13 protein-coding genes and 1 pseudogene are annotated in these 11,878 nt (G+C 42.4%); 4 read left to right on the top strand and 10 right to left on the bottom strand.

Annotation, left to right across the window (positions count from 1 at the left end; all coding sequences use genetic code 11):
- Nucleotides 1-44: 44 nt before the first annotated feature.
- The 4 genes from GJB62_RS15485 to folK form a co-directional block, all read right to left on the bottom strand.
- A complete protein-coding gene (locus GJB62_RS15485) occupies nucleotides 45-848 on the bottom strand; it encodes a prohibitin family protein (RefSeq protein WP_114085231.1) in 804 nt (267 codons plus the stop codon).
- A 484-nt stretch (nucleotides 849-1,332) separates the two neighbouring features.
- Entirely contained in the window at nucleotides 1,333-2,178 is an 846-nt protein-coding gene (locus GJB62_RS15490; RefSeq protein WP_114085230.1) for an ADP-ribosylglycohydrolase family protein, read from the bottom strand.
- 7 nt (nucleotides 2,179-2,185) lie between these two features.
- The gene (locus GJB62_RS15495) at nucleotides 2,186-2,734 is read right to left on the bottom strand and encodes an NUDIX hydrolase (RefSeq protein ID WP_114085229.1); all 549 of its coding nucleotides are present in this window, start codon (nucleotides 2,732-2,734) and stop codon (nucleotides 2,186-2,188) included.
- Between the two features lie 69 nt (nucleotides 2,735-2,803).
- Entirely contained in the window at nucleotides 2,804-3,319 is a 516-nt protein-coding gene (folK, locus tag GJB62_RS15500; protein ID WP_114085255.1) for a 2-amino-4-hydroxy-6-hydroxymethyldihydropteridine diphosphokinase, read from the bottom strand.
- A 208-nt stretch (nucleotides 3,320-3,527) separates the two neighbouring features.
- On the opposite strand from folK, the gene GJB62_RS36695 reads away from it, so the two are divergent.
- The 3 genes from GJB62_RS36695 to GJB62_RS15510 all read left to right on the top strand — a co-directional run bounded on the left by GJB62_RS36695 (nucleotide 3,528) and on the right by GJB62_RS15510 (nucleotide 6,484).
- Entirely contained in the window at nucleotides 3,528-3,716 is a 189-nt protein-coding gene (locus GJB62_RS36695; protein WP_167755989.1) for a hypothetical protein, read from the top strand.
- Nucleotides 3,713-5,950, top strand: coding sequence for a penicillin-binding protein 1A (locus GJB62_RS15505; protein WP_245245940.1), 2,238 nt, complete (start codon nucleotides 3,713-3,715; stop codon nucleotides 5,948-5,950). The genes GJB62_RS36695 and GJB62_RS15505 overlap by 4 nt, the downstream gene beginning before the upstream one ends.
- Nucleotides 5,951-6,256: 306 nt before the next feature.
- Nucleotides 6,257-6,484 (top strand): hypothetical protein, encoded by a 228-nt coding sequence (locus tag GJB62_RS15510; RefSeq protein WP_114085228.1) that lies wholly within the window; start codon nucleotides 6,257-6,259, stop codon nucleotides 6,482-6,484.
- 54 nt (nucleotides 6,485-6,538) lie between these two features.
- Here GJB62_RS15510 and GJB62_RS15515 read toward each other — a convergent pair whose 3' ends face one another.
- The 6 genes from GJB62_RS15515 to GJB62_RS15540 form a co-directional block, all read right to left on the bottom strand.
- On the bottom strand, nucleotides 6,539-6,961 hold the full coding sequence (locus GJB62_RS15515) for a TerB family tellurite resistance protein (protein WP_114085227.1): 423 nt from the start codon (nucleotides 6,959-6,961) through the stop codon (nucleotides 6,539-6,541).
- 57 nt (nucleotides 6,962-7,018) lie between these two features.
- Nucleotides 7,019-8,500: a 16S rRNA (cytosine(967)-C(5))-methyltransferase gene (locus tag GJB62_RS15520; RefSeq protein WP_114085226.1), complete on the bottom strand. Its 1,482-nt coding sequence runs from the start codon at nucleotides 8,498-8,500 to the stop codon at nucleotides 7,019-7,021.
- Between the two features lie 65 nt (nucleotides 8,501-8,565).
- Nucleotides 8,566-10,017: a glycoside hydrolase 100 family protein gene (locus GJB62_RS15525; RefSeq protein WP_114085254.1), complete on the bottom strand. Its 1,452-nt coding sequence runs from the start codon at nucleotides 10,015-10,017 to the stop codon at nucleotides 8,566-8,568.
- A 671-nt stretch (nucleotides 10,018-10,688) separates the two neighbouring features.
- Nucleotides 10,689-10,925, bottom strand: coding sequence for a hypothetical protein (locus tag GJB62_RS15530; protein ID WP_114085225.1), 237 nt, complete (start codon nucleotides 10,923-10,925; stop codon nucleotides 10,689-10,691).
- 202 nt (nucleotides 10,926-11,127) lie between these two features.
- Nucleotides 11,128-11,340, bottom strand: a complete 213-nt coding sequence (locus GJB62_RS15535) for a type II toxin-antitoxin system HicA family toxin (RefSeq protein ID WP_114085224.1) — start codon at nucleotides 11,338-11,340, stop codon at nucleotides 11,128-11,130.
- On the bottom strand, nucleotides 11,337-11,543 hold the full coding sequence (locus tag GJB62_RS15540) for a type II toxin-antitoxin system HicB family antitoxin (RefSeq protein ID WP_114085253.1): 207 nt from the start codon (nucleotides 11,541-11,543) through the stop codon (nucleotides 11,337-11,339). Before GJB62_RS15540 ends, GJB62_RS15535 begins: the two co-directional genes overlap by 4 nt.
- 54 nt (nucleotides 11,544-11,597) lie before the next feature.
- Here GJB62_RS15540 and GJB62_RS37485 point away from each other — a divergent pair.
- A pseudogene (locus GJB62_RS37485) lies at nucleotides 11,598-11,789 on the top strand (hypothetical protein); the annotation flags it as partial.
- Nucleotides 11,790-11,878 lie beyond the last annotated feature (89 nt).

The raw sequence follows: 11,878 nt of genomic DNA on the forward strand, positions 1-11,878 counted from the left end.
AAGCCTCTCAGTGGAGAGCAACTCATTGAAAAAGAATATCAATTTTAATCAAATTTTAAAAATTCACTTAAATTCAATAGCTTTGGAGCCTCCTTGCTTACAATTAATGGCAGCTTACCATTCCATTTTTCTATTGCTTGCCTTTGTAGGATTTCTGGAGTTAAACCATCACGTAATAATCTATGTGCTTCAGCCTCTCCTTTGGCTAAATTAACTTTTGCTTCAGCCTCTTTTGTTGCTCTGAGTGCGATAAACTCTGCTCGTTTTGCTTCTTGTTCCGCAATCTGCTTCGCTTCTACCGCCTCACCAAATCGTTCTGAAAAATGGACATGAACTAGAGAAATATCATCAACTGCAACGTGATAGTTACCTAGCCGTGTAGACAACGCATCATCTACTGCACCTTTTACTTCTCCTCGCTTAGTAATAATTTCTTCAGCAGTATACTTTGCTATTACTGCTTTTAATACTTCTTCAACGGCTGGGTTAATAATTCGCATGACTACAGCTTGTTCATCTCCAATTTCTTGAAAAATGATATTTGCTTCTTGGGGGATAATATGCCAATTTAGAGCTAAATCGGCGAAAACATTTTGTAAATCCTTGGAAGAAGCTTCAGTTGAAATTTCCTGTTTTTGGACTCGAATACTCAAATTTTTCACAGTATTGACTACAGGGATAATTAAGTGAAGTCCTTCTCCTAATATCTGGTTTTGCACTTCGCCAAATTTCATCAATACACCACGTTCTCCTGCATTTACAATTACACAAGGCGTAAGAAAGAGAGTTATCAGGAACAAAAGAGCAGTCAGTTTACCTGCACTGTTAAAAGTTTTATTTTTTATCATCTGTGTGAAACATGTATGCGTCTGGCACAGAGACACATATTTAGGAGTTGTAAGCTTCTTGCCGTTATGCTCTTATAACTTTGGCTCTAAGTCAATTTTCATATCACTCTAGACAATGTGAAAAATAAGTAGTAAATTCCTCAATGATAGGTTAATGTTTTCAACATACAGGCATATAGGTAAGCAGCTAATGTGTACTTTACTACCCAACTTTGGAGATAGTGAAGGCTAATGTGGCTTTATTTTTACCTAAATCACTGTAATGATATCGAAAAACCGTAGTATTTGAAAAGGTAAGTTTGGCTAACAATCTTAAAAATAAGAAAACTTGCCCAAATGCTTCCCCAAGGATGGAGAATATAATCATTGAGGGAATTTGACAGGAAGCAACGCAAACAGCAATGACAATTGTTTGAAGGCTATACGCGACAGCATCTTTAGCAGAAATGGATGGAGGCGCGATGCTTGCAACCGAGTATTACATTTAGCTGATATTTTTGTTTGCCAAACTCATCAGCTGCTTATCCAAGTCTATGAGGTAATCTCTACCGTAAGTTCCATTCTCTAAGCCTGTGACAAGATGATTGGGAATGTCTTTTGTAATTTCTTCGCTACAAGAACCGGCAGCCAGGGCGATCGCAGCTACTGTATCAACATCTCCTGTAAAAGCGATACAATCTTGTAAAAGTTCGCTCATGCTGTCATTTCGCATCACGGCAGTAATCGCGGCTCTGACACTCATCCAACCTTTAGACTTCACTTTACCTTCCCAAGGTTTAGCCCATTCCCCAGATACATAACCTTGGAGAAACTCTCCTAATTTGCGTTTTGCTCCCAGTCGGTAGATAAAATAATGTGACATCAAAGCAGCGGCAACAGCAGCATTGATTCCATCGGTTGTATTGTGGGTAATTGCCGCTTGAATTGTTGCCGCCTCAATGACTTTTTCTGGTGTCGGATAGATGCCAATGGGTGCTGCACGCATCGCACCCCCGCTTTTGTCACTATCAGGGTTAATTTTGGTTAAAAATTCTTCCCCATTCTGAATTTCTAGCAGAAAATGGTAGAAGTTTCGAGAATAACCTTCTCTCTCGTCGCGTTTAAAAGCTCTAACAAAGCTATCGGCTAAAACTTCTGGTGTCCACGGTGATTGAGCAACAATCACTTCCGCAATGGCAATGCTCATCTGGGTGTCATCGGTGTAGCTGCCAGGGATGAGTCGAAAACGGGGATGTTCGACGTATCGACTCAAATCGTTGTTAACGATCATCTCATCAGCATATTCAAAGCCTGCACCGTAGGCATCTGCGATCGCTAACTCTAGCAGCATAAAGGTATTAAATTAAAAACGGACGCGCCAAAAAGAAGCTAGCAATTGATTTAGCATCTACCGCCTCTCCTTCCAGAATAGCTTTCTCTAATTCTTCGGGAGTCAAAAACACAGTTTCGATATCCTCGTCTCCATCTTGTGCTGGTGGTGTCTCTAGCTTTTCCAAATCTCGCGCCAGAAAAGCATAGATAATTTCATCAGAATAACCAGGTGCTAAGAAAAATTCGCCTAATTTGTCCCATTTTTGGGCACTATAGCCAGTTTCTTCTTCGATTTCGCGCTGTATTGTCTCTAAAGGTTCTTCATTTGCTTCCAAAGTTCCTGCCGGAAATTCTAATATCCGTCCCTGAATCGCAAAACGATACTGGCGCACCAGCACAAGTTTGCCCTCTGGTGTCACCGGCACTGCTAAAGCACCACCAGGGTGACGAACACATTCCCATTCTCCCTCCGCTTTATTAGGCAAACGCAAGCGATTGACTTCAAAATCAAACTTGCGTCCTTTATAAAACAAGCGTTGTTTTAGCAGTTGTGGTAATTCTCTACCTAATGGCATAGTAAAATCTGATTATCTGTTAAGTACAGAGGTGATATCAGTCTTTTCTGTGTTTTAAAGATGGTAATTTTAATTGCCCATCGATAAATGTACATCAGAACAGTCTACCTCTTTCAGCAGTTCTTTAATAACACACCCGGATACTGGTTCTATCCAATCAGGGGCAATTTCTGCCAGTGGTACTAACACGAAGGCCCGATCCCGCATTCGTGGGTGGGGAATCTGGAGATTTGGTGTATCTACTATAAAGTCATCAAATAATAACAAATCTAAATCTAGAGTTCGTGGCCCCCACCGTTCTTGACGCACACGCCCAAATTGTTGTTCAATTCCTAACAAAATTTCTAATAACTGCTGGGGTAGCATCTCTACCTGCAATGTCACACAGCCATTTAGATAATCTGGCTGTGGTGGCCCCACAGCTTTAGTTTTGTACCACCTGGATTTAGCTTCTAAGAGAATACCTGGGGTTTGGGCTAAACTTTTGATAGCTGCTTCTAAAATTATTTGGGAATCGCCGATATTACTACCAAGGGCAACGGCGCTTCGTCTGGGCTTTATTGCTGCGTAACCAGCCGCAGCCATCGCAATCTCATTAATTAAGCTTTTTTCGGGCTGTCTGTATGGATACTTCGCTTTACTTGTTCCAAAAAATGCCAACAGTTTGCGTATTCCAATAGATATCAAAAATGACCAGAAGTTTACAAAACTAAATTAACCAAATCTAAAAAACATTATTTTATGGTGAATTTAGTTAATTATTTATAGGATATTATACTAACACAATGGTGGTGTGCTAACCCCAAAGCTGATTGATGGTGGTTATTATAGTTACTACTTTGAGCGAGGAACTGACGTGGGGAAGCTTACCTCCTGGTTCAAGCGAAGACCAACTAACTTGAGTGACTCTGGACAAGGAGGAACAAATGAGAGCTTACCACGAGCATATATGGCACAGGCGAGGCAGTTACTGAGCAAATGAAAATTTTACCATCTAGGATGAAGACCAATCAGGCAACTGGCGGTAAACCACTCTATCGTCGCTTATGGTTTTGGGCAGGCTTGGGTGTAGGTGGTGGGATAGTTGCCTTGATCTATGGCATCAGTCTAATAGACCGCACTTTGCCAGATCAGGCCGAGTTAAACGCCGTGCTGAGAGAGCAAACGCTGACGATCAAAGCCTCTGATGGAACTATATTACAACAACAAGGTGAAGCAACTAGAGAACAGTTAAAACTGGAACAAATACCAGATAATTTAAAAAAAGCTTTCATCGCCTCAGAAGATAGAAGATTTAGGCAACACAACGGATTTGATCCACAAGGGATTGTCAGAGCGGGTTTGAATAATTTGCGATCGCAAGGTGTGGTAGAAGGTGGTAGCACCATCACCCAACAGTTAACGCGGATTCTCTTTTTGAAACAAGAACAGACAATCTGGCGCAAACTCAAAGAAGTCCGCCTAGCACAAAAAATGGAGCATGAATTAACCAAAGATCAGATTCTAGAGCGTTACCTGAATCTGGTTTATTTGGGAGGTGGAGCTTATGGTGTAGCAGATGCCGCCTGGGTATACTTTAGTAAATCCCCAGACCAGCTTACCCTTGCAGAAATGGCAACAATCGCCGGATTAGCCCCCGCTCCTAGCTTATATGCCCCAGACAAGAATCCCGAAGCGGCAATCCGGCGAAGAAATCTGGTATTGCAACGGATGCAAGAGGATGGAGTGATTACACCAGAGCAAAGGCAAGCAGCACTCCAAGAGTCATTAACTCTCAAAAGCAGTTTACCCAAGCGAGTACAAGTAGAATCACCATACTTTACCAGCTACATCCAAAAAGAATTGCCGAAGTATGTTCCTGCTAAAGTGCTGGCAAGTGAGGGATTAGTAGTGGAAACCACGCTGAACCCGGCTTGGCAGAAAGTGGCAGAAGAGGCGGTTGCCAAAACGCTGCGAAATCAAGGGCGCTGGGAGAACTTTAAACAAGCAGCAATGGTTGCCATTGACCCCCGAAGCGGTGAAATTAAGGCAATGGTTGGGGGAAAAGACTTTGGTAAAAACCAGTTTAATCGAGTTACCCAGGCACAACGGCAGCCAGGATCGACATTTAAAGGGTTTGTATATGCCACTGCGATCGCTAGCGGTAAAAGCCCCTACGATAGCTATGAGGATGCACCCTTTGTAGTAGACGGCTACGAACCGAAAAACTATAGTGAAAGATTTCGGGGTTCAATGAATATCCGAGATGCTCTCACCCGCTCTATTAATATTATTGCGGTGAAGGTGTTGATTGATGTCGGATTTACGCCAACGATTAAACTTGCCCATGATATGGGCATAAAATCTGAACTCAAGCCCACCTACTCCTTGGCTCTCGGCTCAAATGAAGTAAATCTACTGGAGTTGACCAGCGCTTATGGCAGTTTTGCAACTCAGGGATTGCACACAGAACCTCATGGTATTACCCGCATCCTCAACCGCCAAGGTAAGGTAATCTGGTCAGCTAATTTCAAATCTAAACGCGCCCTTGACGCTGACAGTGCCGCCATCATGACTTGGATGCTACGTAACGTCGTAGAAGAGGGGACTGGTGCTGCTGCCCAATTAGGTGAGAGACCAGTTGCTGGCAAGACAGGTACTTCTGATGAAGCCCGCGATTTGTGGTTTATTGGCTACATTCCCCAAATGGTGACAGGGGTATGGCTAGGGAATGATGATAACCGCCCCACTTATGGCAGCAGTGGCAGCGCCGCTTACACCTGGCACGAATTTATGGAAAAAGCGGCAGAGGGAATGCCTGTCGAAAAGTTTCCCAAACGGCCAAAGTTAGAAGGTCGCAAAGGTACAATCAAAGCCCAATCCATCAAGCCCAAACAAGTGCTGAATCGTTCTCTTTCCTCTGATAATGACTCAGAAGGAGAAAGTGCTAGAAATTCTGAGGAGAGTGGTTCATCAAGGAGACGTAGGAGAAGGAGCTATTCTCAAGAAGAACAGCAGTCAAACTATACCCCAAGACGGAGAAGGCGCGATCGCAGCGAAGAATCAAATTCTAGTAACTCTTCTTCCGAATCATCTACTCCCCGGCGGCGCTCTAGAAGAGTAGAATCTGACTCTCCCCCACCTCCCAGAACTCGCCGTTCTTCATCTCCTGACAATAATTCCGGTTCTTCATCGCCACAACCATCTTGGCGCGAAAGACTTAGACCTTCTAATTAATGAAGAGTGGGCATTGGGCATTGGGCATTGGGCAAAACAGTTCCGTTAGCGATAGCGTGGCGTTTAGCCCTTGCTGTTAGCGGTAGCGGGGCAGCCCGTGAAGAGTTGGAGTTACGAATTCTCCCCCTGCCCCCCTGCTCCCCTGCTCCCCTGCTCCTCTGCTTCCCTGCTCCCCTGCCCCTCTGCCTCCCCTGCCCTTTTATCTGCAATATGAAGTTACTCAAACTAAACTAGGGGAGGATGTTAAGTGATACGCTCATTCTATAGTGTGTCAAGTAGTGTTACTTAACATTGGAGAATATACTCATGCATATATTGATGCAGGCAGCCGATTCAGTTGCAACAGGTGGTGGTCATTTTCCCTTTGCTTTCACCTTGGTGTATGTCGTTGGTTTTATTGCTGCTGTAAGCATTGGTTCAATAGCTTGGTACAACTCGAAACGCCCCGCAGGTTGGGAAAGCAAAGAGCGTCCTGATTTTGTGCCTAAAGTTGATAAAGAAGAAACTCCGGGTGTGGGGAAACCGAAGTCATAATTTAGTCATTAGTCATTAGTCATTAGTCATTAGACTATGAACTTTTGACTATGATTAGGTTTGTACGTCAACCCAACGACGGTAAAGCTTTTGAATTTGTTTGAGAAGTTTAGTCTGAATCGGTTGAGTTGAATCATTTGGCTTCGCTATATCTTGCAATTGGGTCAAGAGTCTAGCTTCTTCGACGGCGACTTCGCCATCGCTATAAATTAAGCCACTGATGGCTTCAATCAGATTTTCACAATCTTCAAGGCTGGGGCGATCGCCTAAATACTCCCGCACCCAGTCATAACATTCTTTTGGCTGTACAGGAACTAATTCGTATAGCCAAGGCTTAATTTCTGGATCGTTAGCCAAACCTTTTGCTTGAGCTATTTCGCGGAGATATTGCCGTTCTTCTGGCTGGATTCTGCCATCAATCCAGGCTGCTCCAATCAGGATTTTAACTAAGTTTTTGACATTGGAAGGGGTAACCATTGCTGCCTCCTCTGGTAGATTCAGGCCACCATCAAATCGTACAATCCCAAACAGTATTCACTCGGAATTATTGGTTTTTCTTAAGCGAACCATAAAAAAGCCATCCATGTCCTGTCGGTGGGGCCAGACTTTAAACCAACCTTGAGGGGTGCTATATGCAGAAGCAGCCAACTCAATGCCCTTTGGAGGCTCAATTTGCCAATGAGGAGACTCAGCTAAAAATGCCGAAATCACTTCTTCGTTTTCTGCTGGATGCAATGTACAGGTGGCATAAACTAGTACACCACCAGCTTTGACAAAAGTTGATGTATGTGTTAACAATTCTTTTTGCAGCACCGAAAGTTCCAGGACAGATTCTGGTGTCTGTCGCCAACGAGCATCAGCATGACGGTGCATGGTTCCTAACCCGGAACATGGAGCATCTAATAATACGCGGTCTGCTGTGTTTTGAAATTGGTTGGAATGGCGGCTGTCGCCAGTATAAATTTGGATAGATTGTAAATTTAGGCGTTGAGAATTTTCTTGAAGTTTGCGAAGACGAGAAGCAGTGCGATCGCAAGCCCAAATTTTCCCGCTATCTGCCATTAACTCAGCAATGTGGGTTGTTTTACCCCCTGGTGCGGCACAGGCATCAATTACCACCTCACCTGGTTGGGGGTCGAGCAAATGACTTACCAATTGGGCGCTAGCATCTTGTACAGTCCACCAACCTTCTTTAAAACCAGGTAGTTTTTGAATTGATCCAGTATTACCCATGAATCTTAAAGCTTGGGGTAAATCAGGAATCCGTCTTACCAAAAGACCAACAGATTGCAAAGCCGCCTCAACTTCTTCGATTGAAGTGCAAAGTGGGTTGATACGCAAGTCAATTGTTGGTGATTGGTTCATCCATTCACACAGTTGTTCTGTCTCGGTCAAACCCAGTTGTTCTAACCAGATTTGAATAATCCAGTCAGGAAAACTATGTAAAATACCCAAGCGTTCCACTGGGTTTTCTGGAAGTTGTAACGGATCAAAATAGGGAACTGGGCATTGGGAACTGGGAATTGGGGACTGGGGATTGATTATTTGCCTTGTCCCCTTGTCCCCTTGTCCTCTTGTCCCCTTGTCCTCCCTGCTCCCCTGCCCCTCTTCCCCTCTGCCCCCTTGCCCCTCTGCTTTTCTAAGATACTGGCGTAATAGACCGTTAACAAAACCCGTAAGTCCAGAAAAACCGTTTTCTTTAGCGAGTTGGACGGTGGTATTAACAGCAGCAGAGGCGGGAATACGCTCTTGATAGCGCAGCTGGTAGAAACCCAAGTGTAAGATGGTGCGGAGGTCTGGGGGTTGTTGGTGAGATTTCTTTTTGGCAAATTGATCTATGAGAGTATCAAGAGTGCGCTGCCTTCTGACGCTCCCATAAACCAATTCTGTCACCAAACGGCGATCGTGATCGGGCAAATTAACTTTTTGCAGTACTCTATCTAGGGCAACATCAGCATAAGCCCCCTTATGAACATCTCGCAGAGTGATAAAAGCTAGTTGACGGGGGTTTGTCATGGAAACATGAATCAGGAGTCAGGAGGCTTTTGTATTCTAACTCCCAACTCTTTACGAATTACGAATTATTGCATATACGGGTCTACACTAGCGATTTCAAACTCACATGCTCTAGAAACCTGTTCTGCTGGTAATTTACCAAAGCTGATTAATGGTAAATAAGTGGGGTTTGCCATCAGTTCTTTCGCCAATAAGAACCCAGTAATTGTCCAAGTTTGATATTTCCTAGCTTGTTTCCCAATTAGTCGCCCTTTCTTACCGTCGTAATATTCTGGCCATTGATCTGTACTGAGCCGTCCTTGGGCAGTTTCAATAGCCTTTTGTGCAAGACTTATTTTGTTAGTTTTCACAGCCGCAGCTGCCAACATCCACATTAAAACTGGCCAACTACCAGCATTATGATATGACCAAGGGATATTTTTGGGGTCACATCCAGTTACAATTCTGTATTCTTCATGTTCTAAAGCTGGGAAACAAATTTTCATCGGCATATCTCCCACCAAATCATCCCATCGTTCCTCAATGAGAGTCATAATTGCTTGTGACTGTTCTTCGGTGGCTAAGTCTGAAATAATCGCCATTAAGTTTCCGAGTGAAAAGAAGCGAGTATCTAGCTGCGACGGCCCGACATTACCCGCTAGATAGCCACCTTTTTTTGGCAACCACTTATCTAATTCATAATAGGGAACAGAATCTACATATATGTTGAACAGATTCACAGCACCTTTACCATATTCTTCACTTTTGAAGCGATAAATTTCATTCAGACGATTAATATCTATCCAATAATGCTGGCGGATATGAGCGCATAAAAGAGGCAACCTGTTATCAATGGCTGCAACAATATCGGAATTCCCTTGACAAATTAGCAGTTCACGAGATGCACGCAATGCTGTGTAAAAAAGAACTTGCAATTCTAAAGGATGCCCATAAATGCCCATACGACGGTCAATCATACAAGCACCATCTGGAACCAACAGCGTTGGGTACATATCAAAGCGATTCGCCAAGCAGATTTCCATGATTAACCTGATGCCATTTTGGAATTCAGGTTGATAAGCTAGAGAAAAATCTTCAGTGGCGATTACATAGGCACGTAACAAAATAATCCACCATAGGCAAGAATCAACAGGTGTAACTCTAGCGATCGCATGTTCACCAAAATCAGCCTCTAAATATTCTTGCCCATTTTCTGATACAACTTTAAAGCTAGCTGGAATTAATCCTCGTCCAGGTTTATAGGCATCTAATGCCCTTTCTTTAGGTTGTAACTTTAAGGTTTCTTCTAAGAAATTGCGAACAATATCTGTTCTACCTTTGATCAGAAAAATTAGAGCTGAAGAGACAAAATCCCGAACAAAGCACTGGTCATAATTGAGAGCCTCTACAGATGCATCATAAGCGGCTACAGTACCAACGGGGCGGCCTTGATAATAGAGAATTGATTTTTCTAGTGTTAGCCACGCTTCTTCTACTTCTTTTAAATTTTCAGTAGTTTCCAATTCGTTTAGGTGCATCGCCAGAATAACTCCATTCGGGTTGTGAATTTGTGGTAGATGCGTCTTCATTCCTTATTTTTGCTATTCTCAGCATAACAAAAACGATTCTTTGAATAGCATAATTTGGAGAAATTTAATCAACTAACAACAAATAAATCTGCTGAAATTTTTACAGCCTTATTATTAGTTAATTGCCCTATAATCGATTACTGCATTGGTGAATTATAGTTGTTTTTATTCACCCATAGTAGTAATATAATTCTTCAAACAGTCACACAAGATATATTTTTAGATTATTTATTGTTCTGTTTCATGTCCAGAAGCTTTGCTTTACCAAACAAAAATATATTTTCAGTGCTGTTTAGGGTTTGTGTGAAGTTAAAACTGGTTGCAGTATATTTACTTGAGTAGGATTAGTTTTTGACACTAAGAGGTCAGATTATTCCCCTATAGAATAATAATTTATAACTTTTTTTCAGAATATGCAAGATGGATTCTTGAAAAATTTAAAATGTCAATACTTCTGAAGGGTTAAATTTTTTACCCTACTAGCAGATGACATGGGCTGTTTATAAAAGTAATTAAGTCTCATAGAGAGGTGTATAGACACGGAGTAGCTTGGCTCGTTAATTAAATAATCTCAGCATCTTTAGACCTGAAAGTATCAAAAGCTTGATTAATTGTTTGCATTAAAGCTTTTGCGATGCAGAACTGTTGACATCAGAATGATATTGTCTTGCTAATCGAAGATACGCAAGTTTAATAACGTTGGCATTATCACTCTGATTTACGCCTAATATTTCCCACCATTGTTCCCAAGTTTTTAAATCCCAAAGCCTAATAGTCTGATCGGCGCTACCACTTGCAAGGATTTTACCATCGGGACTTATGGTGACAGACAAAACTGCATCTGAGTGTCCATTCAAGGTGCGTTTTACTTTTCCCGTGTATTCCCGCCTACAGTTGCAGAAATGCCAGTACCTGCTAGGGTTCCGCCTGCGATAAACGCTGCGCCTGTTTTAGAGCTTAAATTTTGAATTAACTTCTTGTAAACTAAAAAAAGTCAAAATACTTAAATTTACCAAGCTTAAATTTACCAAGTTTATTTATATAAAATTCAAACTGTTATCATAAATCTTCAGGTGTTAAACCTGTCAGTTTAGCAATTCTTGCTAACATCCGAGGCCCAATCTCTTGACCATCATGAAAGGCAAACACAAAATCAGCCCAATCAGGACGTGTCAGAATTTTATGTGAACCTGGCTGGCGTTTAATCTCCCAACCAATACGTAGCAAAGCAGCTAGGACACGCTTTGCCTTTGTGCTAGACCACTCACTCATGCTGCGGCAAATGAAACGCTTACTAGCTCTGGAGTTACTTCTCCATGTTCCAGCTTATCTGCTAACACACGTAGAGCTAATGCTTGAACTCTGGCAACTGCTTCTTCTGGTGTCTGACCGTAAGCCAGTACACCAGGAAAACCAATCACTTCAGCCAGAAAGCGTCCATCCTCTTCTTGTTCAATCTCTATCGTGAAGTTCATAGGTAAGCCAGTGATTGTAATAAAAGCGATTCCTGGATAAAACAAAAAATTTATATGACCTCAATTGATTCTAGCAGGCACAAAAAAGCCAGAGCCTTAAAACCTAGCAGCCACTGCCCTACGAAAGAACTCTGTAGCAAATGTGGACTATGCAATACATACTATATTCGCTATGTCAGGTAAGCTTACGCTTTTGTTAATAAGCAAATAGGCGAACTTGAAGAAGAAACTCACACGCGATCAAAAAAAGCTTACCAAGCAAATTCTTCCACAGAAATATCAATAATATTTTGGTGTGATGCCTACGGCGGTAAACTAAGCACTTTCCATAATAC

Source organism: Nostoc sp. ATCC 53789, from assembly GCF_009873495.1.
Lineage (GTDB): Bacteria > Cyanobacteriota > Cyanobacteriia > Cyanobacteriales > Nostocaceae > Nostoc > Nostoc muscorum_A.